Source organism: Neoroseomonas terrae, from assembly GCF_018129025.1.
Lineage (GTDB): Bacteria > Pseudomonadota > Alphaproteobacteria > Acetobacterales > Acetobacteraceae > Neoroseomonas > Neoroseomonas terrae.
The window spans coordinates 133,459-156,023 of record NZ_JAAEDI010000010.1; the positions used below are offsets into that span (position 1 = coordinate 133,459).

General features: G+C 67.8%; 18 protein-coding genes. 9 read left to right on the top strand and 9 right to left on the bottom strand.

All coding sequences use genetic code 11. The features are described 5' to 3' along the window. The first annotated feature begins 610 nt into the window (after window positions 1–610). Window positions 611–949 carry a helix-turn-helix domain-containing protein gene (locus GXW78_RS10980; protein WP_338147730.1) on the top strand — a complete coding sequence of 113 codons (339 nt, stop codon included), beginning with the start codon at window positions 611–613 and terminating at the stop codon, window positions 947–949. Between the two features lie 61 nt (window positions 950–1,010). Here the strand turns inward: GXW78_RS10980 and GXW78_RS10985 are convergent, their stop codons facing one another. From GXW78_RS10985 to GXW78_RS11020, 8 genes are all read right to left on the bottom strand, one after another. Beyond that, on the bottom strand, window positions 1,011–2,561 hold the full coding sequence (locus tag GXW78_RS10985) for a DUF1254 domain-containing protein (RefSeq protein ID WP_211868703.1): 1,551 nt from the start codon (window positions 2,559–2,561) through the stop codon (window positions 1,011–1,013). Between the two features lie 20 nt (window positions 2,562–2,581). Beyond that, entirely contained in the window at window positions 2,582–4,150 is a 1,569-nt protein-coding gene (locus tag GXW78_RS10990) for a DUF1254 domain-containing protein (RefSeq protein ID WP_211868705.1), read from the bottom strand. 691 nt (window positions 4,151–4,841) lie between these two features. Beyond that, entirely contained in the window at window positions 4,842–6,485 is a 1,644-nt protein-coding gene (locus GXW78_RS10995; protein ID WP_211868706.1) for an ABC transporter substrate-binding protein, read from the bottom strand. A 34-nt stretch (window positions 6,486–6,519) separates the two neighbouring features. Next, window positions 6,520–7,482 carry an ABC transporter ATP-binding protein gene (locus GXW78_RS11000; protein ID WP_211868707.1) on the bottom strand — a complete coding sequence of 321 codons (963 nt, stop codon included), beginning with the start codon at window positions 7,480–7,482 and terminating at the stop codon, window positions 6,520–6,522. After that, entirely contained in the window at window positions 7,479–8,297 is an 819-nt protein-coding gene (locus GXW78_RS11005; RefSeq protein ID WP_211868708.1) for an ABC transporter ATP-binding protein, read from the bottom strand. Before GXW78_RS11005 ends, GXW78_RS11000 begins: the two co-directional genes overlap by 4 nt. Continuing rightward, window positions 8,294–9,115: an ABC transporter permease gene (locus GXW78_RS11010; RefSeq protein ID WP_211868709.1), complete on the bottom strand. Its 822-nt coding sequence runs from the start codon at window positions 9,113–9,115 to the stop codon at window positions 8,294–8,296. The genes GXW78_RS11005 and GXW78_RS11010 overlap by 4 nt, the downstream gene beginning before the upstream one ends. Beyond that, window positions 9,112–10,122, bottom strand: coding sequence for an ABC transporter permease (locus GXW78_RS11015; RefSeq protein ID WP_211868710.1), 1,011 nt, complete (start codon window positions 10,120–10,122; stop codon window positions 9,112–9,114). The genes GXW78_RS11010 and GXW78_RS11015 overlap by 4 nt, the downstream gene beginning before the upstream one ends. A 16-nt stretch (window positions 10,123–10,138) precedes the next feature. Next, entirely contained in the window at window positions 10,139–11,437 is a 1,299-nt protein-coding gene (locus GXW78_RS11020; RefSeq protein ID WP_246522041.1) for an NtaA/DmoA family FMN-dependent monooxygenase, read from the bottom strand. A 260-nt stretch (window positions 11,438–11,697) separates the two neighbouring features. Between GXW78_RS11020 and GXW78_RS11025 the strand changes: the two genes are divergently transcribed. Together GXW78_RS11025 and GXW78_RS11030 are read left to right on the top strand one after the other, a co-directional pair. Continuing rightward, window positions 11,698–12,639, top strand: a complete 942-nt coding sequence (locus GXW78_RS11025; RefSeq protein ID WP_211868711.1) for an allantoinase PuuE — start codon at window positions 11,698–11,700, stop codon at window positions 12,637–12,639. Continuing rightward, entirely contained in the window at window positions 12,636–13,115 is a 480-nt protein-coding gene (locus tag GXW78_RS11030; protein ID WP_211868712.1) for an ureidoglycolate lyase, read from the top strand. The genes GXW78_RS11025 and GXW78_RS11030 overlap by 4 nt, the downstream gene beginning before the upstream one ends. Window positions 13,116–13,633: 518 nt before the next feature. Here GXW78_RS11030 and GXW78_RS11035 read toward each other — a convergent pair. Beyond that, entirely contained in the window at window positions 13,634–15,700 is a 2,067-nt protein-coding gene (locus GXW78_RS11035; protein WP_211868714.1) for an ATP-dependent helicase, read from the bottom strand. A 300-nt stretch (window positions 15,701–16,000) separates the two neighbouring features. Between GXW78_RS11035 and GXW78_RS11040 the strand changes: the two genes are divergently transcribed. The 6 genes from GXW78_RS11040 to GXW78_RS11065 are packed head-to-tail and all read left to right on the top strand — an operon-like array spanning window position 16,001 to window position 22,550. Then, on the top strand, window positions 16,001–16,624 hold the full coding sequence (locus GXW78_RS11040) for a cytochrome c3 family protein (RefSeq protein WP_211868716.1): 624 nt from the start codon (window positions 16,001–16,003) through the stop codon (window positions 16,622–16,624). 29 nt (window positions 16,625–16,653) lie between these two features. Then, window positions 16,654–19,341: a 4Fe-4S dicluster domain-containing protein gene (locus GXW78_RS11045; protein WP_211868718.1), complete on the top strand. Its 2,688-nt coding sequence runs from the start codon at window positions 16,654–16,656 to the stop codon at window positions 19,339–19,341. Beyond that, the gene (gene nrfD, locus GXW78_RS11050; protein WP_211868719.1) at window positions 19,338–20,660 is read left to right on the top strand and encodes an NrfD/PsrC family molybdoenzyme membrane anchor subunit; all 1,323 of its coding nucleotides are present in this window, start codon (window positions 19,338–19,340) and stop codon (window positions 20,658–20,660) included. The genes GXW78_RS11045 and nrfD overlap by 4 nt, the downstream gene beginning before the upstream one ends. Beyond that, entirely contained in the window at window positions 20,657–21,196 is a 540-nt protein-coding gene (locus GXW78_RS11055) for a DUF3341 domain-containing protein (RefSeq protein ID WP_211868721.1), read from the top strand. Before nrfD ends, GXW78_RS11055 begins: the two co-directional genes overlap by 4 nt. After that, a complete protein-coding gene (locus tag GXW78_RS11060) occupies window positions 21,193–21,606 on the top strand; it encodes a c-type cytochrome (RefSeq protein WP_211868723.1) in 414 nt (137 codons plus the stop codon). Before GXW78_RS11055 ends, GXW78_RS11060 begins: the two co-directional genes overlap by 4 nt. Then, window positions 21,606–22,550 (top strand): hypothetical protein, encoded by a 945-nt coding sequence (locus GXW78_RS11065; RefSeq protein WP_211868724.1) that lies wholly within the window; start codon window positions 21,606–21,608, stop codon window positions 22,548–22,550. The genes GXW78_RS11060 and GXW78_RS11065 overlap by 1 nt, the downstream gene beginning before the upstream one ends. The last annotated feature ends 15 nt before the right edge of the window (window positions 22,551–22,565 follow it).

Here is a 22,565-nt window from a genome sequence, read left to right on the forward strand (position 1 = left end):
GGGATGCGACCACTCGGCTTGGCAGACCGGTGCGCACCGCGCCGGACTTGGCATATCGCGCTCGCGTTGGGCCGGAAGACGGAGCGGTGTCGCCGTGGTTCACGGGACACAACCATCGCCACGGAGGGTGAGCGCGTGGTGCTCAATCCTCCACCGAAGCGACGAAGCTCTCGCTGCGGCTTGGCCGCAGAAACCGTGCTCGCCATAACGCCACTGTCTCCGTTTCCCTCCGCGCCAGCACCTGCCGCGGGGTTACGCAGACTCCTGATCGTCGACTAAGTCACAGAATTTGCTTATATATCTACCGATGCGCCCGCAATGAGTCAAGTGTTCGTGGTCTTCAGTCCGGCAGAACCGTGGCGTCGTCGTAGCACAATACGCGGACAGGCGACCTCCGCTCGCCACTGAGCGTGGTGCTGGACCTTCTTGCGGTCGACCTTGGTGCAATCATGGCAGGATTGTCGGAGCAAGACGCGAAGAGCATCGCGCCTCGCGCCCATCACTGAAGCGCCGGAGTGCCGTGCTGCGGTTTCCAACCATCACCTTCCGAGGGCGTCGGCCCCCGGGCTGAGTTCGTGCGATCAGACGGCTGCGCGGACTCTGCGCAGCGATCGGCGTTTCCCGGCCGCAAGGCGCATGCGCCTTCATGGCGACGGTCGGTGTCAGCCCGCGCAGCTATCTCAAGGCGCGGCGGCTGATGCTGGCGCAGCGCGCCCTCCGCGCGACAGAAAGCCCCCTGACGCTTACGAAGTCGGTCGCGCTCGTGCACGGCTTCTCGCACCACGGCCATTTCGCACGGGACACCAAGGCGCTGTTCGGCGAGCCGCGCCGCGACCCTCGCAGAAGGCCATCGAGACGCCGCCGATTGACGCCTGATCTGCGGGTCCGCGGGCGGCTCGTGGAGGCCGAACGTCATGCGACAGCGGCAGGAACGCTCGCCCAATGGTAAAAGCTCAACGGTGCGTCAGCCGAAGGGTCTGCAGACCTTCCTCGTCCCGATGCTTCACCGGTCAGCCGATCTTTACCACGTCGTCCGGTTTCCAGGTCTGGTCGTAGAACTCGATGCCCGTGCCGTAGAGGCGCAGCGTCACCAGGAAGTTCCGCCCGTCCTGCACCTGGATCCAGTTGGACTCCGGAGCGGCTGCGGGACGAGAAGCAGCGAAGTACAGGTCAATGGACCCGTCACCGTTCTTTTGCACCTTGTTGTAGCCGTTGATGGAGGGCAGGCGCTGCGGCGTCTCGGGCATGGTGCCATCGGTGATGTTGTAGGCCGTGACCGCCCAGAACAAGCCGGCCGGAATCCCGGGTGGAATATGCAGGCGATAGGCGTTCGACCCGCTCAGGAACTGCCCATCCTTGTCGCGCACGGTCAGGGGATACTTCGAGCCGGCGCCCGTGGTCCGCATCACCATCGCCGGTGCCGAGGAATAGGCCACCTGAAAGAAGGTCGCGCGCTGCATCGCGTCGAGGTAGCTGTCCTGGTACCAGTCGGCGGTCGCGCCGCCCCAGGCGGACTCCCATTGGCGTCCTTCGTAGTAGAGGTTGCGCCCGTCCGCGCGGCCGAGCTGGCGCCGGGCCATGATCATGCGCGGTGCCTTCTTCACGGCCTGTTCCAGCAGCGCCTGCTGGCGCGCATCGGGGCTGAAGGGCCGCCCCTTGATGATGCCGATCTCGGCGAGCGTGCCGCGGACCTCCATGGGCATGCACTCGACCGGCTCGTAATCCACGAAGGCCTTGAGCTTGGTCCAATAGCTGTTGTCCACCGGATACATCATATTGACCCGACGGCCGGACCCGTTCGGGAACTGCATCGGCTTGATGCGGCGCTCGATTTCGTGAAGAGGATAAACGCGCGTCTGCTGGGCATTGGCCGCGGCCGGCGCGGGGTTCGGTCCGTTGTCGCCCTGCTCCATCAGCGTGCGGAAGAACAGGAACACGTTGTAGGTCGAGGAGGTGAAGGCGAAATACCCGCCCGGCACCGGCCCCGCGTAGCCTGGCGGCAACAGCAGATAGAGCCCGCCCTGCGCCCGGTCTGGCCCGACGGAACCGACATCGGTGATGGTGCGCTGGAAGAAGTCGGTGAACATGCCGATGACGTTGGCCGGTGCATGGACCACCAGCGGACCCGTCTCCTTCAGGTCCAGATAGCTCATCGAATAGATCACGTCGGCGTTCGGCGTCGGCACCTGGCACAGGCTGTCCATCCGGTCCTTCCAGATGGGCAGTATGTTGTAGCCCTTGCCGAAGGTGGCCTCGGAGCCGTCGCGCATGCCGATCACGTTCAGCAGCGGCAGCGTGTTGACGTAGGCGCTGATGGCGCTCTGCAGGAAATACTCGTCGCGCAGGGCTTCCGCCTCGGCTGGGCCGAGCCAGTTGCCGTTGTTGATCTGCGCCATCAGCGGCGTGAGCACGCCGCCGGGCAGCGCCGCGGCAGAGGCAGCGGGCGCTGCTGTCGAGTCCGCCGGCGTAGGGCCACCGGTCTGCGCCTGCGCGAGCGTCGCCGCTGGCAGCAGCGCGCTTGCGCTGAGCGCCGCGCGGCGCGAGACGGATGATGCGGTCATGTTCGTGATCCCTGCGTCGTTCAGCGCTTCTCGACCTTCGGCGGTTGCCACGTGCCATCGAGGACCGACTGCTGCCCCCAATAGGCGCGAATGTAGAGGGAGAAATTCTCGTCCGGCGCCGGAATCCAATTGGCCTCCCGCCCCTGGCCGGGATTGTCCTTGCCGGCATAGAGCGTCAGCGACCCATCCTGATTGCGCACCAGATTTGTGTTCTTGGTGCCGAGCGAGAAGCGGTTCAGCGGGTTGGCGTGGAACAGATGCTTGTCGTTATAGAGGGTCATGGACCAGAAGCCGCGTACAGGTGGCGTCTGCCCCGCTGGGAAGGTGATTGCATAACTGCCGGCGCCATGCAGCTGCGTGCCGTCGCCGTCGAGATCGGTGTAGAAGTACTGCGTCTCGTTCGGGCGGTTGTCGAACATGTTCGATTTCGCGGTGCCGAGCCGGTTGAAGTAGTCCACGCCGAACTGCGCGTTGTTTTTCGATCGGTTCCAGTTGTTGCCGGCCGGCACGCCGTTGTGGCGCCATTGGAAGAAGGACGCCACGATCTCGCGTTCCGCCGCGACCGCACTCTCGGTCAGCAGGCGCGCGACGGCCGGGTCAGCCTTCCCGGCGTTGAGCAGCTGTCGAACATTGGCATAGATCGCTTCCTCGCCCGGCTGCGGCGCGATGGCGTCGAGAATCGCAGGCAACTGCTCGAAGAAGCGTTCCGGGTCCACCCACCGGGTCTCCTCACCGTTGGAGGGGGGCACGGGGAAACTCGGCAGCGCCGCGTAGTCCATCGTCTTCATGCGGCCGGTGAATTCGGTCAGCGGATAGACCATGACCTGGTTGATCACCGGGCGGATCGCGCGGCGGTCCTCATCGGTGTCGTTCAGGAAGATGCGCGGGATCGCGTTGGCGAGTTCGGTTGGGCTGCGCACCACCCCGGTGATGCCTTGTGGAACCCGTCCCTGCCAGCGCGGTCCGGCGATCAGGTAGAAGCCGCGCCTGGTGCCATAGGGCTTTCCGAGCTGGCCGAACTGGTCCGATCGGCCGTCATAAAGCGCATAGACCCAAAAACGATCGGCGAAGTCGGGCACCTGGATGACGACCGGCTGCTCGTCCAGGGAGAAGTAGCCATTGCCGTAGACCACGTCCTGGTTCGGGCAGGTGACGAACGTCTCCTCCGGCTTGATGTAGTCGACGAGCATGGCGATGTAGCCTCGCGGCGCCACCGGCACGATGCCGCCATTCAGGCCGATGCGCGGCGCCTGGGTGATAAGCGCGCGGCGGCTCGATTGGTTCACCATCGGCCAGGCCCAGGCATAGGCGAACTGCGCCATGGCACGGATATATCCCTCGGGCATGATCACGCCGTCGGCAGGCTTGGTGACTTGGGCGAAGGTGGCCGGGGTTGCCGAGGTCGGCGCGGCGGCAGATGAGGCGCGGCGCTGCGCTTGCTGAGCCCCTGCGGAAACAGGCACCGCAGCGCCTGCAACGAGCGATGCAGCAGCCAGGGATCGACGTCTGATTGGCATGGCGGTCTCCCACGAAGTCGTGCGTACTGAGTGCGGGCAAAGATTGGGCAATAAAGCCGGCGTGTTGACCACCCGGTTTCTGCACGGCGCAATCACGGTCGTGCCATGCTCGTTACCGGAGGAAATTCTCCAGAAAAACTGCCGCTGTTCAGCCCAGACGTGGGAAAAGCCATGAGCGTCGGCTCCCGGCGCTACCGTCGGAGCTGGCCTATGTCTGGCTTGAGGGCGAAGCAGCCAGTGAGCGCCTCAGGCTGCTCGACCAGATCATACCCTGGCAGAAGCGCCCGGGCCGCTCAAGCAGCCGGTGCCGGCTGATCGATCTGCGACTTCTTCACTCTGCGCGAGGCTCTGACGGACTCAGCACATCATGGCGCGGCGCAATCTCCGGCGACGCGTGCTCAGTTCAATCCAAAGCCTAAGGCGGAGAACGCCTGAGAACATGGGCGCCGCACGATGCGGCATGATGTGCTCCGGCTGCCCAGTAAGCGGGATCCTGTGCCGAGAGCAGCGGGCGACGATGCGGCCGCTGCGAGGCGCCATTGCGGGATCATTTGCCGCGTACGAGTTGTGAAGCGTTGCGCATGGCGTCCACCTCCGAGACACCTGGGGGCACGGGAAACCGGCTGTGCCTGTCCGCTACGGCGAGGTGCCGTCCCGACCTGTCGAGCGGCAGCAGGACGACGCCGGACGTCTGCCGACGCGGTGTTGGGGAGCTGAGCGCGTCTCCGCAGGCCCGCGTCGCCAGATTTCCGGGGCTAAGCGGCTAGCTCCGCGGCCGGATATACGCGTACCGGACGAAAGGATCCTGCGAGAAGGTAACGCTGGTGATCCGCCGGCTGGTGACGATGGTCCGGCCCAGCATGACCAACGGGACACCGGACGAGGCAGAATCCGCCATCTTGTTCTGCATGACCTGATACGCATCGCGCCGCGCCGCCGCGTCGGCCGAATTCCGAAACCGCCCATGCAGCGCATCCGCCTCGGCATCGGCAAAGCGTGCCCAGTTGGTCAGGCCGCTGGTCGGCGTCTTGGAGGCGATGACGAGGTTCGCCAGCGTCGAGGGATCATTCAGCCAGATCACGCCCTCATTCATCAGCATCCCGGTCATTTCCTCGTTCTGACCGTTGATGCGGTTGCGGAAGGCGTCGAGAAGCTGCAACGCCGGTGTCGGCCGCAGATTGGCGGTCACACCGATACCCTTCAACGCATCGGCGATGAGTATGGCGATGTCGTTGTTGTACGGAAGCGCGTTGCTGTACCAGAAATCAAAGGCGAAGTTGGCCTTCCCTGCTTCCGCCAGCAGCGCCTTCGCGCGGTCGGGGTCGAAGGTGTAGCGGGCGAAGCTGTTGTTGCAGGTGATATCTTCCATATTGAAGAAGCAGTCCTGCCGCCGCCCGCGGCCCGACAGTGCGGTACGGATGATGCGGTCGATCGGCATGGCGTAGAGCATCGCCTGGCGCACGCGCACATCGGTGAACGGCTCCTTGTCCATCGCCATGTGGATGCGCAGGACCGAGGGGGTGTTGCCGTTCATTACCGGGAAGCCGGCGGCGGCGAGAGCATCGTATTGCCGGCCGCTGAGCCCTTCCGCCGCATAGTCCACCACGCCACCGCGGATCAGCGAGACGAGGTCGGCATTGCCGCGCACGCGCAGGATCACCTGCTCGAAGGGCGGCTGCCGGCCGGACCAGTGGTTGGGCACGGCGCGGAGCTCAAGCTGCTGTCCCATCGCGCGGTTGGCGACGTAGTAGGGGCCGGTGGTGGCGACGTTGCGCATCATCCACTCATTCGCCCAGGGGTCGGCGGCCGTGGCGTGCTTCTTCACCTCCACGGAATCGACGATGGCGAACTGGAAGAACTTCATCGAGGTCAGTGCCACCGGAATCGCGGTCGGCGTGCCGAGATTGTCGGTGAAGGTGATGCGCACCGTCAGCGGATCGACCGCTTCGATCTGTTCCTGCTTGAAGATGCCGGCGATGCCGGCTTGGTTGCGGCCGTTGCCGACAATGCCGACAAGGCGCGAGAAGCTGTAGCGCACATCCTCCGAGGTCATCGGATTGCCGGTGCCATGGAACCTGATGCCCTGCCGCAGCTTGAAGGTGATGACCGGGCCTTCCACCGTCCAGGATTCCGCGAGCTGCGGCACGACCTCTGTCGGATGTGCCTGCAGCGTGCCGTCGGGCTGCTCGTCGAAGCGCATCTGAACCAGGCGCTCATAGATGTTGACCCCGATCTCCTGATCCTGCTGGCTGCGGGAATCCGCCGGGTCGAGGCTGGAGATATCCGCCGGGATGGCATGCACCAGCGGGCGCTGGCCGGAGCCCTGCGCGAAGGATTCCCGCGCCGTCACGATGGCTGCGCCGGAAGCCACGGCGAGCTTGGCGAAATGTCGGCGATCGAGAGTCATGGCAGGCTTCCCGTGCTGGTGAGGAGGAACGGCATCAGGCGAGGACCACCGGACAGGCCACGGCATGGCCCCCACCGGCGTCGATAAGCGGCGGTCGCCGCGTCGTGCAGGCGGGCTGCTGCATCGGGCAGCGGCCGACCAGGCGGCAGGCATCGGGCGGGTCGATCGGGCTCGGGATCTCGCCGGCGAGGCGCAGGCGCTGCCGCTTCACGCCCCACCGCGCGACCGGTGCCGCCGAGAGCAGGGCGCGCGTATAGGGATGCAGCGGCCGGGCGAAGACATCTTCCGTCCGGCCCGATTCAACGATGCCGCCGAGATACATCACCGCCACGCGGTCAGCCATGTGGCGCACGACCTGGAGGTCGTGGCTGATGAAGAGGTAGGCGAGCTTCAACTCGGCCTGGAGACGCTTGAGCAGCTCGAGCATCTGCCCGCGTACCGAGACGTCGAGCGATGCCGTGGGTTCGTCGAGGATGACGATGTTTGGCTCCGCCGCGAGGGCGCGGGCGATGCCGACCCGCTGGCGCTGCCCACCGCTGAGCTCATGTGGGTAGCGGTCGAGATGCGCCGGCGTCAGCCCGACCATCTCCATCAGCTCTATCGCGCGCTTCTCGCGCTTCGCGAACGGCATGCGCAGATGCAGGCGCAGGGGCTCATGCACGACCTGGCGCACCGTCATGCGCGGGTTGAGCGAGGCGTTCGGGTCCTGGAAGACCATCTGAACTTCGCCATAGAGCTCCGCTAGGCCGAGCGCACCGAGCGAGCGGATCGAGCGCCCATTGATCAGCACGTCGCCGTCGCTGGGTTCGACCAGGCGTAGGGCGCAGCGTGCAAAGGTGGACTTGCCCGAGCCGCTCTCGCCGACCAGGGCCAACGTCTCGCCTTCGGCAAGATCGATGTCGACGCCGCTGAGCGCGACGAGGCGCCGACTGCCGCCCACGGGATAAAGCTTCGTCAGTCCGCTGGTACGCAGGACCACATACGGTTCGGCCCTCATGCCTCGATCATCTCCGGCGTCTCGCCGAGTTGCGAGGCGGCGAGCAGGCGGCGCGTGTAGTCCTGCCGCGGCCGCGTGAAGATCGCTTCGGTGGTGCCGGTCTCGACGACGCGGCCGGCATTCATCACCACGACACGGTCGCAGGTCTCGGCCACCACGCCGAGGTCGTGAGTGATCAGGCAGGCCGTCAGTCCGCGCTCCCGCACCAGGTCGCCGATCAGTTCCATGATCGCCGCCTGGATGGTGACGTCGAGGCCGGTGGTGGGTTCATCGAGTATCAGCAGTTCGGGCTCGCAGACCAGGGCGGCGAGGGCGATCATCGCGCGCTGCGCCATGCCGCCGGAGAACTCATGGGGGTACTGACGCGCGCGGCGTTCCGGTTCGGGGATGGAGACGGCGCGCAGCGCCTCGATGGTGCGCTTCATGGCGCGGGAGGCACTACCGCCGTGATGCAGCCGGTGCACGTCGGCGAGCTGGCGACCGACGGTGAAGACGGGATTCAGCGCGGCGCGCGCATCCTGGAAGACGATGCTGATGCGGCGGCCGCGAATGCCGCGCATCTCCTCCGGCTTCAGGGTGAGCAGGTCACGGCCGTCGAACAGGATGCGCCCGGCGCTACGCTGGAAGGTCGGTGGCTGGATGCCGAGGATGGACAGGGCGGTCAGCGACTTGCCGCTGCCGGTCTCGCCGACGATCGCGGTGACGGTGCCGCGAGGGACCGCAAAGGAGACATCGTGCAGCACCGGCGTCAGCGCGCCGTTCGGCGACCGGAAGGAACCGCTGAGGCCCTCGATCTCGAGCAAGGGCGAACTCATCGCCGACGCCTCGGATCGGCGAGGTCGGCCAGCGCGTCCCCGAGCAGGTAGAAGGCGCCGGTCATGCCAAGGATGGCGAGGCCTGGGAAGAACGACACCCACCATTCGCCCGTCATCACGCCGTCCTGGCCGCGCGCGATCATGTTGCCCCACTCCGGCGTGTTCGGGTTGAGGCCGAGGCCGAGGAAGCCGAGGCTCGCCGTGACCAGCGACACGAAAGCAGCATTGATCGAGGTGAAGGCGAGCAGCGGCCCCATGCTGTTCGGCAGCAGGTGTCGGAAGGCAACCTGCCAGGACCGGTTGCCGACCATCCGTGCCGCTTCGGCATAGGGCCAGTTGCGGCGCGATTGCACCTCGGCCCGCGCGAGCCGCGCATAGTCGGGGATGCCGATGAAGGACAGCACGAGGATGATGTTCAGCACACCGGGCCCGACGGCCTTCACCACAAGCATCGCGAAGAGCACGCCGGGAAAGGCCTGGAAGATCTCCACGCTGCGGGAGATCGCGATATCGGTCGCACCGCCATAGTAGCCGGCGACGACGCCGAGCGCGCTGCCGATCACCAGCGCCAGGATCACCGCTACCAGCGCGATGCCGAGATTGTACTGCGTGCCGGCCATCAGCCGCGACAGCACGTCGCTTCCGAGACGGTCGGTTCCGAGGGGGAACTCCACGCTTGGCGGCAGGAAGCTGTCACCGACGCCGGGTGAAAGCGGATCATACGGCGTCCAGACCAGCGATATCAGCGCCAGGGCGACATAGGCCCCGAGGATGCAGAGGCCGATGCGCATCGACCAGGCCAGCGGCGCGCGGGTCATGCGTGGCGCATCCGCGGATCGATGACGATGTAGAGAACGTCGACCAGCAGGAAGGTGATGACGTAGAGCAGCGCCGCATAGATCACGAAGCCCTGCAGCGCGGCGAAGTCGGACCCTTCGATTGCCTGCAACGCATACTGACCAAGGCCCGGCCAGCCGAAGATCGATTCCAGCAGCACGGCGCCGCCGAACACGTTCCCGGCCAGCACGCCGATCAGGGTGATGACGGGCAGCAAGGCGTTGCGCAGGGCGTAGCGGAACCACAGCACGCGCTCGCCATGACCCATCGCGACGGCGGTGCGGATGTAGTCGCTCTGCAAGGCCTCCACCATCGAGGCGCGCGTGACGCGCGCGATCGGGGCCATAGATGCGATGGCGAGGGTGACTGCCGGCAGGACGAGCTGCCACAGTGCCAGCCGCCACGATGACCAGTCGCCCAGCAGCGCCAGATCAATCAGCATGAAGCCGGTGATGGGTTCCGGCGGCCTAACCTCGATCGGCAGGCGCCCCACGGGCCCAGGGAACCAGCCGAGGGTGACGAAGAAGATCCAGATCAACACCAGGCCGATCCAGAACTGCGGCAGCGCCATGCCGGCCAGCGTGAAGCCGCGGACCAGGAAGTCCGGTACGCGTTCCCGCTTCACCGCCGCGAAGACGCCGAGCGGAATGCCGATCAGGGCGCCGAGGCCGAGGCCCGTCAGGCCGAGTTCGAGCGTCGCTGGCAGGCGCTCCGTCAGATCCGTCGAAACGGCCTGGTTGGTCGAGAACGAGATGCCGAAATCGAAGCGCGCGACGTCGGCCAGGTAGCGCAGATACTGCATCCACATCGGATCGGCGAGGCCGAGCCTTTCGCGGATCTGCGCACGGAGTTCGTCGGTCGCCTCCGGCGGCGCGAATAGCTCGGTGGGATCTCCGCCGAACAACCGCGCCGTGATGAAGGTGATGGTGACGACCCCGAGCGCGACCGGCAGCGCCCAGAGCAGCCGCTGCAGGATCAGCCGGATCATCGCGCGGCCATCCTTCCTAGAATTCCATCATGTTGTCGCGGAAATGCGCGTGGCTGTAGGCCGAGCGCACCGCGCCGCGCTTCTGCAGCACCGGGACGAGACCTTCGGTCACCTCCATGACGTAGCGGCGGTTGAGCGGACCGGCTATGATGTAGCCGTCGCCGCCGACCTCCTCGATGATGTCGATCATCTGCGACGCGACGGAATCCGGCGTGCCGCAGATGCGATCGTAGCCATGGCTGTAGTTGCGCACGATCTCGCGCAGGGTGCTGCCCTGGGCGAGGAATTGGCGCAGCGTGCCCTGCTGACCGTTCGTCGTGAGTTCGGCGAGCGGCGTGTCGAGATCGAACTGCGCGAAGTCGATATCGGTCAGGCTGGACATGCCGGCCAGCACCACCTCGGGCGCCGCATCCTTCGCGGCCAGCTTGCGCTGCAGGCGCTCCTTTGCCTCCTGCTCGGTCTCGCCGAGGGTCGGCATCATCATGAACACGACCTTGCAACTGTCGGGATCGCGGCCCTCGGCGGCGACGCGCTTGCGCATGTCGGCGCGGAAGGCCTTCATCTCCGGTACCGAGTTGAAGGCCGCGAGCACCACGTCGATGTGCTTGGCGGCGAAGGCGCGGCCCTGGGGCGAACCGCCTGCCTGCATCAGCACCGGCTGACCCTGCGGCGAGCGCGCCGTGTTCAGTGGACCGCGGGAGGCGAAAAAGCGCCCCTTGTAGTCCACCGTGCGCACTTTGCATGGATCGACAAAGATGCCGCGCTCCTCATCCATCACCACCGCGTCGGGCTCCCAGGAGCCCCAGAGCTGCTTGACGACATCGACGAACTCGGCGGCCATCTCGTAGCGCGCGTGGTGTTCGAGGTGAGCGTCCATGCCGAAATTCTGCGCGGCGCGCTCCGCGGTCGACGTGACGAAGTTGCAGCCGATCCGACCCTCCGACATCAGGTCGAGCGTGGCGACCTGCCGTGCCAGCAGATAGGGCGGATAGAAGGAGGTGGAGATCGTCGGCACGATGCCGAGATTCTTCGTCAGGTAGGCAAGCACCGAGACGAGCGGCATCGGGTCGTTCTTCGGGGCTCGCAGCGCACGCTCAAGGTAGAACTGAGTGGATCCGCCGTAGTTGTCCGGGACGAAGAGTGAGTCTTCCATCATCAGGAAGTCGAAGCATGCGCGCTCGATAGCGCGGGCGAGATCGATCTGCAGATCGGGCTTTGCCCAGTCGCGCGCGGAGCGCCCGGTCCAGGGCTGGTTCCAGCCATGGACGCCGAAGCTGTTGCCGACGAACCAACCGAGGTGGAACGGCCGCGGCATCAGCCGATCACCATCTGGCGCGGCGCGACCATAACAACAGGATCAGGTTTCATGCGCATCCCCGGCACGTGACGAGGAAAGCCTACGAATGGCGGGCGCCGTGTGTCACCCGGCTTGCTGCCGCTAATTCAAGCAACCGTGACAGGTTTGATCGACCGCAGTGCATCCGCTGCTCTCGATGGTCGAATTATCGGCAAGTCCGACCTGTTCAGGCCCCCATGCGACGATAGGCTGAGCGTTGCAACGTCCTGGAGATGTCGATGTCCGACCCCCTCGCTCGCGACCTGATTGGCTATGGCGAGCACCCTCCGCACCCGCAGTGGCCGGGCAATGCGCGCGTCGCAGTCAACTTCGTGATGAACTACGAGGAGGGATCCGAGAATTCCTTCCTCGATGGCGACGGCCGATCGGAAGGCAGCTCCGCCGAGGCGCTGCAATCACCCGTGCCGAAGGGCGAACGCGACCTCGCCATGGAAGGCATGTTCGAATTCGGGTCGCGCGTCGGCTTCTGGCGGATCATGCGCCTGTTCGAGAAGCGCAACATCAACATGACCATCTTCGCCTGTGCGCTGGCGCTGGAACGCCATCCGCCCGCCGCTGCGGCGATCAAGGAAGCGGGTCATGACATCTGCTGCCATGGCTGGCGCTGGATCGAGCATTTCAAGCTGACGCGGGAGCAGGAACGGGAGCACATCCAGCTCGCGATCCAGAGCCTCCAGAAGACCATGGGCGAGCGCCCCTATGGCTGGTACTGCCGCTACGGACCCAGCGTGAACACCCGCGCTTTGCTGATGGAGGAAGGCGGCTTCCTTTACGACAGCGACTGCTACAATGACGAATTGCCCTACTGGGTGCTGCAGGATGGCGAGCCGCGACTGGTGGTGCCCTATTCGCTCGTCACCAATGACAGCAAGTTCAACCGCGGCATGTTCGCGACCGCGGATGACTACTTCACCTTCCTGCGCGACCAGTTCGACATGCTGTACGAGGAAGGCGAGACGCAGCCGAAGATGATGTCCTGCGGCCTGCACATGCGCACCATCGGCCACCCGGCGCGCGCGATCGGGCTGGCGCGCTTCCTCGACTACATCCAGTCGCATGACCGCGTGTGGATCGCCCGCCGAATCGACATCGCCGAGCATTGGCGCAAGACCTTCCCCTACAAGCCCGGGATGGAACAGATCGCGAAGGTGGGCTCGTGACCCGCGTCCTGCACCTGGAACCTCTGACGGCGGAGGCCTTCGCACCGTTCGGCGATGTCGTCGAACCGCCGGCAGCCGGCGAAAGGCTGTCGCTGGCCGGCTCATTGCAGGGATTGGACGGAGCCGTGCAGCCGCGCCTGTCCTTCAACAACGCCGCGCCTTGGTCGCTGCCGCTGACGGCGACGAAGATGGAGCGGCACAACCGGACATCCCAGTGCTTCGTTCCGATGGATGTCTCGCGATGGGTGGTGATGGTCGCACCCGACAAGGGGGGCAGGCCCGACCCCGCAAAGCTTCGGGCGTTCCTTGTCCGCGGCGACCAGGCAGTCAATTACCGACTAGGGACCTGGCATCACCCCCTGCGTCCTTTGGATCAGCCTGGCCGGTTCGCGGTCTTGATGTGGACGACCGGCGACCGGGCGAACGATGAGGAGTGGTCGGATCTGCCCGAGGAAATCGCGATCGAGGAACCGTAGCCGCTGCGGCGGACGAAGCAGCTTTCGGAGAATCGAAGCTGCTGTCGGTTGGCGACTGGATGAGGTGGAAACACGCGGGGTTATTGGCGCTGGCATTCCACCCGGAATGCCAGACGACCACAGGGAGCAGCGCCAGCACGTCGGCCACGGGAATCGGGCGGAGTGTTCACCGCCTTCATGCGCGACGCCGCGCAGGGTCTCGCTGATCCATTGCCGCGATGCCCTTGATCTCATGGCATGAGCCTCACGGTCGGCACCCGGCTCATCGGATGCCTCGCGGATCGCGGCGTGGACCGCTCCCTAGCCGCCACGTCGCCGTCGGCCATCCCGGGAATCTTCGCGGCGCTCATGCGCTTTCGCCCAGTACGGCAGCAAGCTCCGACGCGCGAATTGCCCCTCGAAGCGCGCGGGGCCTATCACATCAGTGACGCGGCCCCGCTGAATGGAAGCCACCGCAGTCTCGCAGCACCGTAGCGGCCGCTTCGGCGCAGTGCGGCCAAAGCAGCGCCCCGCCAATCTCACCGCCACATGCTTCGCATCTGGGCCGCGATATCGATACGCGGGCCGGCGGCAGGCCGGACAGCGGACGAGACGTCCCGGCACCCCGGCCAGCTCACATAGTCGAAGTGATCGAGGATCTCGCGAGGAATGAAGCGGGTGCGTGACGCGTAGACGTGCCGATCGCCCTTGGCTCGCTGCGAATGCGTGTAGAAGCGCTGAGGCAGGATCAGATGCAGGCTGTCCTTCGCGCGCGTCATCGCGACATAGAGCAGCCGACGCTCTTCCTCGATGTCTGCCGTCGTGCCGGTACCGAGATCGGACGGCATGCAGCCATCGACGGCGTTCAGCAGGAAGACCGACCGCCACTCCTGCCCCTTCGCCGAATGGATCGTCGACAGGACCAGGTAGTCGTTGTCGAGCGACGGGACGCCCGATTTGTCGCTGGTCGCCGCCGGCGGGTCGAGGGTCAGTTCGGTCAGGAACCGCTCGCGCGAGGGATAGCCCGCGGCGATGCCCTGCAACTGAAGCAGGTCCGCAAGCCGCGTCGATGCGTCATCATGCTGGCGCTCCAGCACGGGCTCATACCAGGCACGCACGATATCGAGTTCCGTCGGCCACGCCGATGCGCGGCCACGCAGCGCGGTCAATAGGGCGACGAGACCTTGCCATTCCTCCCCGATGCGCGACGGCGCGGGGAACTCGGCTAGCGCACCGATCGGATCGGGCGCCGTGCTCATCACCGCCAAGGCGCGCCGTGCCGTCGCCGGCCCTGCACCCGGCACCAGCAGCATGACGCGGAAGCCCGCAACGAGGTCGCGCGGATTCTGCGCGAAGCGCAGCAGCGCCAGCACATCCTTCACATGCGCGCTGTCCAGGAACTTCAGCCCCCCGAACTTCACGAAGGGTATGCGCCGGCGCGTCAACTCGACCTCGAGGACCGCGCTGTGGCTCGCCGTGCGGAACAGCACGGCCTGCTGCTTCAGCGTCGCGCCCGCCTCCCGGTTCTCGAGCACCTGGGTCGCAATGAACCGCGCCTGCTCCATGTCGTCGCGTACCGTGACCAGCTCCGGCCGCGCCGCTCCCGTGCGATCCGTCCAGAGGTTCTTCGTGAACCTCTCCTTCGCGAATCCGATGACGGCGTTCGCGGCATCGAGAATCGGCTTCGTCGATCGGTAATTGCGATCCAGCGTGACGATCTCCGCCGGTGGGTCGAAGGCGGCCGGGAAGCCGAGGATGTTGCGCACCGTCGCGGCGCGGAAGCCGTAGATCGACTGCGCATCGTCCCCCACCACCGTCAGGCCGCGCCCATCCGGCTTCATCGTCAACAGGATGCTGGCCTGGAGGCGATTGGTGTCCTGGTACTCATCCACCAGCACGTGATCGAAGCGCGCGCCAATCTGCACCGCGAGGCCCGGGTCGGCCTGCATCCGCGCCCAGTAGAGCAGCAGGTCGTCGAAATCGAGCACGCCCTGCGCCTGCTTCGCGTCGACATAGGCCGCGAACAGGGTCCGGAGTTCGCCGTCCCAGGATGCACACCATGGAAAGGCCTCCTTCAGCACATCGGCCAAGGCGGCGCCGCTGTTGACGACCCGGGAATAGATCTCGAGGCAGGTCGCCTTCGTCGGAAACCGGCGCTCCATCCGTGAGTAGCCGAGGTCGTCACGGGCCAGATTCATGAGGTCGGCGGAATCCTCGCGATCATGGATCGAGAAGTCCGGCATCAGGCCGATCTGATCCGCATAGTCACGCAGCAACCGGACACCGATGCTGTGGAACGTGCCGGCCCAGGGCAGGCCCGCGGCCAGGATGCCGGCGCGCTCACCCATGACCTGCCGGCAGATCGCTTCGGCCCGGCGCGTGAGGTCGCTCGCCGCCCGGCGGGAAAACGTCATCAGCAGGATGCGGTCCGGGTCGGCGCCGTTCACCAGCAGATGCGCCACGCGATGCGCGATGGTGTTGGTCTTGCCCGATCCGGCGCCGGCAATGACCAGCAGCGGGCCCGGGAACAGGTTGCCCGCCCCCAGCCCGAACTCCACCGCGCGCCGCTGGTCGGGATTCAACCGTTCGAGATAGGCCGCGGTCATGAAGTGAATCGGAACATCGCGCCGCCAAGTCTCTCAGTTTCCCGTTTTGTTCGCAATCCGCCCGTTGTCTCGTATCGGCTAACCCCGGGGCACTCCTCCCGACCGGCCCCTTACGCGAACCTGGCAACCGGAACGACATCAGCGGCCCACGCGCCGTGCGCCGCCACTCTCCCCGTCCATCACCCTGCCGCCGGCAACCGCCCTCCGCGGCTGGCGTTAGCGTTTGGTCGTCAGTCACTTGGCAGGCCGGGAGTGGCAATGCCACAAATCTTCTCCTCGAGGGCCGATCGCCTGCTGCGGATGGCGATGCTGGCGGCCCTCGCGGCCACGTTGCTGGCGTCGGTTGTGGCGTTCGCGCACGCGCGGTTCGGTGGCGTGTGGGCACTTGGCCAGCCGGCGTCTCAGCCGATCCCGTTCAGCCATGCCGTCCATGCCGGCGGCCTGGGCCTCGATTGCCGCTTTTGCCATGCCGCCGTGGAAACCGGCCCCCAGGCTGGCATGCCGACTGCCGAGACCTGCCTCGCGTGCCACACGCGAGTCTGGAACGTGACCGCGCAGTTCGCGCCGCTCGCCACGGCGCTCGCACAGGACACGCCCGTCACCTGGGCTTCGACGCATCGCTTGCCGGAGCATGTCCGCTTCCACCACGGCGCGCATGTGCAGGCGGGCGTCACGTGCCAGACCTGCCACGGGCAAGTCTGGGAGATGCCTCGCACTGTCAAAGCCGAGCCCCTGTCGATGGGCTGGTGCATCGACTGCCACCGCGACCCGGCACCGCGCCAGGGCCCGGTCGAACATGTCTTCACTCGTGACGCGTCGTCCGGTCCGCCGCCGGAGCCTCGCTTCGGCCTCGCCGCGCATCCGGTGCTCCATCAGGGCGTCTCGGTCTCGGCGCTTACGAATTGCTCGACATGCCACCGGTGAGCCAACCACGCCGTCGCGATGCTCTGCTGATGAGCGCCAGCGTCGCGCTCGCCGCCGCTGGCTGCGACGGGCCGGAGGAGCATGGCCATCCGCTGCACGCGAGAGCGCGCGGCACGGAACAGGAGGCGGCGAGCTACGCCAGCGTGCTGGATCTGGAAGGGCTCGGTCGGGGCGTACTGGTGCGCACGCGCGGCGGTCACGCGGTCAAGATCGAGGGCAATCCGCAGCACCCGGCGAGTCTCGGCGCCACCGACATCTTCGCCGAGGCGGCTGTGCTCTCGCTGCACGACCCCGAAAGGTCCCAGCGGATTCGCCACGATGGCGCCCCGCAGATGCCCCGGCAACTCAACGCCGCTCTCGCCGCCGCTCGCGACGCGCTGCCGCCTGACGGCGCCGGGCTGCGGCTGCTGACCGGGCCGCTCGCTTCGCCCACCCTGGCACGGCTGATCGGGGAGGTGCTGAACCTCTATCCTGGCGCCCGTTGGCATCGATGCGATCCACTGGCCGACGACGCGGCGCTGGATGGCTCGCTCGCGGCCTTCGGGCGGCCGGTCGCCGTCCTTCCGGACCTCGCCCGCGCGCGCGCGGTCCTGTGCCTCGGCGCTGATCCGCTCGGGCCCGGACCGGCGCAATTGCGGCAGGCGCGGGACTGGAGCGTCGCGCGTCGCAACGGCCGCGCCGCCGGTGCGCTGCCGCATCTGTTTGTCGCAGAGGCCTCGCCCAGCCTGACCGGCGCCCGCGCCGATCGCCGGATCCCGCTGCACCCGGCCGAGGCCGAGTCCTTCGCCCGTGCCGTGGCCGCGACGCTCGGCGTGCCGGGTTTGGCATCCTCCGGCTCACATGCGGCGGCGGCGGGGGTCGCGGAGGCGCTACGATCGGCAGGCCAGGCCGGCCTGGTCTTGGCCGGACGCGGTCAGTCGCCGGCGGTTCACGCGCTGGCGCACGCCATGAACCACACGCTGGGCGCCGCCGGCACCGCGCTGCGGCTGACCGCCCCGCCAATGGCCCGCCCGGAGCGGATGACGGCCTCGCTCGCCGCGCTCGTGGCGGACATGGTGGCCGGCCAGGTGACGCATCTCCTCATTCTCGGCTCCAATCCGGTCCAGGAAGCCCCGGCAGCGCTTGGCTTTGCCGATGCATTGCGCCGCGTCGGCGTCACCTTGCATGCCGGACTCTGGTTCGATGAGACAGCGCAACGCTGCCACTGGCACGTGCCGCTGCGCCATCCGCTCGAAGCGTGGGGGGATTCCCGCGCCTTCGACGGTACGCCGGCCATTCGTCAGCCGGTGACGCGGCCGTTGGTCGAAGTCGCGTACGAAGAAGCGTCGCTGCTGAGCGCCCTGCTCGGCACGCCGCTCACGGCCCGCGCGGCGGTCACCGCCACTTGGCGCGATGTCTGGGGGGAGGAGAGCTTCGAATCGCGCTGGGCCGAGGCGCTGGAGACCGGCACCGCCGGGGGGCCTGCCCCGGCTATCGCACCGCCGCTGGATCCCGGATGGGATCGGCCGGGCCGCCCACCATCAACTGGCCTTACCGCCATATTCGCCCCTGATCCCGGTCTGCGCGAAGACGCCCAGAACGCCTGGTTGCAGGAGATGCCACGCCCCATGACCGGGATCGCCTGGGGCAATGCCGCCCTGTTCGACCCGCAGACTGCCGAGCGGCTCGCCCTCTCCCCCGGCGATGAGGTGGAACTGATCCTCGATGGCCGCCGGGTGCTTGCCGCCTGCTGGCCTACGCCCGGCCAGGCGCCCGGCTGCGTCACGCTGCCGCTGGGCGGGGGCCGGGCGGCAGCGGGTGCGGTCGGCTCGGAGCGCGGCTTCGATGCCAATCTCCTGCGCCCGGCCGACGGCGCCTGGTTGGCCGGCGGCCTCGAAGTGCGACCGACCGGGCGGCGCGCCGCGCTGGTCGCCACTGCCCCGCCGCACCGGCCGGACGGATCGGGGGCGGTGCCGAGGCTGCGCGCTGGGGAGGAGTTGCCGCCGATCACCCCGCAGGCCTCCCTGCATCCGTCGTGGCCGCAGCCCGGCCGCGCCTGGGCCATGGTGATCGACGTCGATGCCTGCATCGGCTGCAACGCCTGCGCCGTCGCCTGTCAGGCGGAGAACAACGTCCCGGTCGTAGGACCCGCGGAGTTGGCGCGTGGCCGCGGCATGCACTGGCTGCGCATCGACCGCCACGACCATCCGCAGGCGCCAGCCGCAAGCTTCCAGCCGGTGCCCTGCATGCACTGCGAGAAGGCCCCCTGCGAACCGGTCTGTCCGGTCAACGCCACCGTGCACGACAATGAGGGGCTGAACGTGATGGTCCATGCGCGCTGCATCGGCACGCGCACCTGCTCGAACAACTGCCCCTACAAGGTTCGCCGCTTCAATTGGAACGATCACCGCCCCAGCCTGGATACGGCGCGCCGCAACGTGGAGGTGCCGCTGCGCCCGCGCGGGGTGATGGAGAAATGCACCTATTGCAGCCACCGCATTTCGGCCGCGCGCAGCGCAGCCGCGGTCGAGGGCCGCGCCCTGCGCGACGGCGAGATCGAGACCGCCTGCCAGCGCGCCTGTCCAACCCAGGCCATCACCTTCGGCGACCTCAACGCTGACGACAGTGCGGTCGCGGCCCAGCGACGGGACGGGCGCAGCTACGCGCTGCTGGAGCATCTCGGCACGCGGCCGCGCACCACCTACCTCGCGCCTGTCGTGCCCGGCGATACGACATGAGCACCTCGACCGCGCCGGTCGTCGCCGCAGCGCTGCGGCCGGGCGGCTGGGGCTTTGGCGTCGGCATCCTGCTCTCCCTTGCCGGTGTCGCGGTGCTGGGCGCGGCAATCGCCGCGCTCCTCGTGCTGGGCGTGGGTGTCTGGGGAAACAACATCCCCTTCGTCTGGGGCTTCGACCTGATCGCCTATGCCTGGTGGATCGGCATCGCCAATGCCGCGAGTCTGTTCGCCGCCGTGCTGGTGTTGCGACGGCACAACCTGCGCACCGCCGTCAACCGCTTCGCCGAGGCCGTGGCGCTGGCCGCCGTGCTGGCCGCCGCACTCTATCCGATCCTGCATCTCGGCCGGCCCTGGCTGTTCTACTGGACCATCCCCTATCCCGCGACGACCGGCCTCTGGCCACAATTCGGCAGCCCGTTGGTATGGGACTTCTGGGGCATCATGGCGCATGTCGTGGTCACCTCGCTGTTCTGGTTCATCGGGCTGATCCCCGATCTCGCGACGCTGCGCGACCGCGCGGCAACGCAGGGCCGCCGCAGGCTTGCCCGCGCCTACGGGCTGGCGGCGCTCGGCTGGCGCGGCTCGGTCGTCCACTGGCACCGGCACCAGGCGGCTTACCGGCTGGTGGCAGCGCTGGTGCTGCCACTGCTGCTCTCGGCGCAGACCGTGGTGGCGCTCGAATTCGCCGCCACGCTCGTGCCCGCCTGGCACGAGGCCCGGCTGCCGGTGCACCTGGTGGTGACCGGTCTGCCCGCGGGCCTCGGCGTGGTGCTGGCCATGGCAGCGGTGCTGCGGCGCGCGCTGTCGCTAGAGCGCATCATCGATGCGGTGGACATGGATCTGCTGGCGCGGCTGCTGGCCTGCGCCGCCCTGGCCTCGGGCGCGGCCTATGTGCATGAGCTGGTGAACGGGCTGCTGATTGCCGACGGCGCGCCGCGCGAAGCGTTCCTGGCGCGCATCTCTGGCGCCGGCGCGTTGTCCTACTGGGGCGCGGTGGTGCTCGGGGCGCTGCTGCCGCAGGTGCTCTGGCGGCGCGACCTCCGCATGAAGGACTGGGTGGTCATACCGGTCGGCATGCTGGCTGCGGCGGGCGTCTGGCTCGACCGTTGGTCGCTGTTGGTGGGCGGCCTGCTGCGCGACCATCTGCCGGTGCACGCCGTGCCCTATGTACCGACGCCGGCCGAATGGGCACTGCTGGGTGGCAGCGCCGCACTCTTCGCTCTCGTGCTGCTGCTGTTCGGCCGGGTCATTCCGGTGGTGGCGATGTTCGAGATCCGCCATGAGGAGACGGAGGCCCAGGCTTTGGAGGAGCAGCGATGAGCGCTCCCTCCCCCTACGGCGCCATCGCCGAGTTCGGTGACGCGGATCGCATGGTCGCCGCCATCCGCCACGCCCGCGCGGCCGGCTGGTCGAGGATGGAAGCGCATGCGCCGCATCCGGTGCCCGAGGCAGCGGTCGCACTTGGCGCGCATGCGGCGCCGGTCGGCTGGATCGCCCTCGCATCCGGGCTCGCCGGGGCGGCGATCGCCTTTGGGACACAATGGTATCTCTCGGTGCACGACTATCCGCTGAATGTCGGCGGTCGGCCGCCGCAGGCCTGGCCCGTCTTCCTGCCCGCGGCCTATATCGTCGGGGTGCTCTGGGCGGCGGCGGCGGCGCTGCTCGGCATGCTGTGGCTGAACGGATTGCCACGGCTGCATCATCCGGTCTTCTTCGCGCGGAGCATCCATCGCGCCAGCCAGGACCGCTACTTCCTCCATCTGCTGGCGGAGGATCCGCTCTTCGAACCGCAAGCGGCGCTGGTGTTCCTGCACAGCCTCTCCCCGCTGCGCGCAAGCCTGGTGCGGGCGGCATGACCCGCGCGCTGGCCACTCTGCTGTTGCTCCTCGCCGCCTGCGACGGCTGGCCGGAAAGCGCTCCGCCGCCGCCGCCTTCCGCAGCACCCGAAGGGGCCATACCGCGTGGAGAGGCCGCCCGCCGTGCCGCGCTGGCGCCTCCTGGACCACCCGTGGACGCAGCGCTGCTGGCCGAAGGGGCGGAACGCTACGCTATCTTCTGCACCCCCTGCCACGGCGCCGGAGGGCAGGGCGACGGCGTGGTGGTCGCCCGCGGCCACCCCGCTATTCCACCGCTGCCGGGCGACGTGGACAGGACCATGGCGGCGATCGCCGGCAACCTCGCCGGCGCCCATCCGGTCGCGGACCGGCTGGACCCGCGGCAACGCTGGGCGGTCGCGCGCTACATCGCCACGCTGCGGGGCGAGTGATGGCGCCGCTCATCGCGCCGTGGGCGCAGGCCTGGCTGCCGGCCTTCATCCTGGCGGCCGGGCTGACGATGGGGGCCATGGCAGCCCTCGCGGTCGGCCACCTGCTGGGCGAGGCCTGGCTGGAGCCGCTGCGCCCCCCGCTCGCCGTCATGGCGCGGGGCGCGCCCATCCTGTTGCTCCTGGCACTGCCGCTGCTGCTCGCCGCCCCCGCCCTGTATCCCTGGGCCGCCGCGCCCGTCGCTGGCTGGTACGATCCTGGGCTCCTGATGTTGCGCGGGCTGGCGGTCCTGCTGCTATGGATCGCGCTTGGGCGGATGGTGGCCCACCGGCGGCTGCGGGGCCGCATGGCCGGCGGCGCGCTGCTGCTTCTGGTGCTGACCGGCGCGGTGTTCATGCAGGACTGGGCACTGTCGCGAGACACCGATGGAGCCGGCAGCCTTCAGGGGCTGACGCTGGTCGTGCAGCAGGCGGGCGCCGCCATGGCGCTGGCGACGCTGCTGGCAGCCCGCGGTGGCACGGTTGGCGAAGAGGCACGCACTGGGCTCGAGCGGGCGCTACTGAGCTTCGCCATGGCGACGCTCTGGCTCCGCTTCGTACAGTACATCGTGGTCTATGCGGCGGACCTACCGCCGGAAGCTGCCTGGTATCTGCGGCGCTCCCAGGGAATCTGGGGCTGGCTCGAGGGCGGTGTTGGTCTCCCGGCGCTGCTGGCGGCGATCGGGCTCGCGCTGGTGCCGCAATGGCGGCGATGGCGTTTCGCGGCAGTCAGCCTGCTGCTGCTGGTACAGTATGTCGTGCACGTCTCCTGGGTGGTCCGGCCCGACAAGGCGCCGGCCGCCGCACCGACGTCGCTCCTGGCGGAGTTCGTGGTCCCGGTCGTCGTGGTGCTGGCGCTCGCCGCCGCATGGCTCCCTTTGTGGCGGGAGGCTGGCTCCCGTTCCTGACCCGACGCTCCTCGC

Excerpts from the sequence above, each read along its gene's own strand:
- GXW78_RS11065 (WP_211868724.1), top strand. The coding sequence starts at position 21,606 with ATGGCGCCGCTCATCGCGCCGTGGGCGCAGGCCTGGCTGCCGGCCTTC.
- GXW78_RS11045 (WP_211868718.1), top strand. The coding sequence starts at position 16,654 with ATGAGCGCCAGCGTCGCGCTCGCCGCCGCTGGCTGCGACGGGCCGGAG.
- GXW78_RS11035 (WP_211868714.1), bottom strand. The coding sequence starts at position 15,700 with ATGACCGCGGCCTATCTCGAACGGTTGAATCCCGACCAGCGGCGCGCG.
- GXW78_RS11015 (WP_211868710.1), bottom strand. The coding sequence starts at position 10,122 with ATGATCCGGCTGATCCTGCAGCGGCTGCTCTGGGCGCTGCCGGTCGCG.
- GXW78_RS11005 (WP_211868708.1), bottom strand. The coding sequence starts at position 8,297 with ATGAGTTCGCCCTTGCTCGAGATCGAGGGCCTCAGCGGTTCCTTCCGG.
- GXW78_RS11040 (WP_211868716.1), top strand. The coding sequence starts at position 16,001 with ATGGCGATGCTGGCGGCCCTCGCGGCCACGTTGCTGGCGTCGGTTGTG.
- GXW78_RS10995 (WP_211868706.1), bottom strand. The coding sequence starts at position 6,485 with ATGACTCTCGATCGCCGACATTTCGCCAAGCTCGCCGTGGCTTCCGGC.
- GXW78_RS11010 (WP_211868709.1), bottom strand. The coding sequence starts at position 9,115 with ATGACCCGCGCGCCGCTGGCCTGGTCGATGCGCATCGGCCTCTGCATC.
- GXW78_RS11020 (WP_246522041.1), bottom strand. The coding sequence starts at position 11,437 with ATGCCGCGGCCGTTCCACCTCGGTTGGTTCGTCGGCAACAGCTTCGGC.
- GXW78_RS11025 (WP_211868711.1), top strand. The coding sequence starts at position 11,698 with ATGTCCGACCCCCTCGCTCGCGACCTGATTGGCTATGGCGAGCACCCT.
- GXW78_RS11055 (WP_211868721.1), top strand. The coding sequence starts at position 20,657 with ATGAGCGCTCCCTCCCCCTACGGCGCCATCGCCGAGTTCGGTGACGCG.
- GXW78_RS11000 (WP_211868707.1), bottom strand. The coding sequence starts at position 7,482 with ATGAGGGCCGAACCGTATGTGGTCCTGCGTACCAGCGGACTGACGAAG.
- GXW78_RS11060 (WP_211868723.1), top strand. The coding sequence starts at position 21,193 with ATGACCCGCGCGCTGGCCACTCTGCTGTTGCTCCTCGCCGCCTGCGAC.
- nrfD (WP_211868719.1), top strand. The coding sequence starts at position 19,338 with ATGAGCACCTCGACCGCGCCGGTCGTCGCCGCAGCGCTGCGGCCGGGC.
- GXW78_RS10985 (WP_211868703.1), bottom strand. The coding sequence starts at position 2,561 with ATGACCGCATCATCCGTCTCGCGCCGCGCGGCGCTCAGCGCAAGCGCG.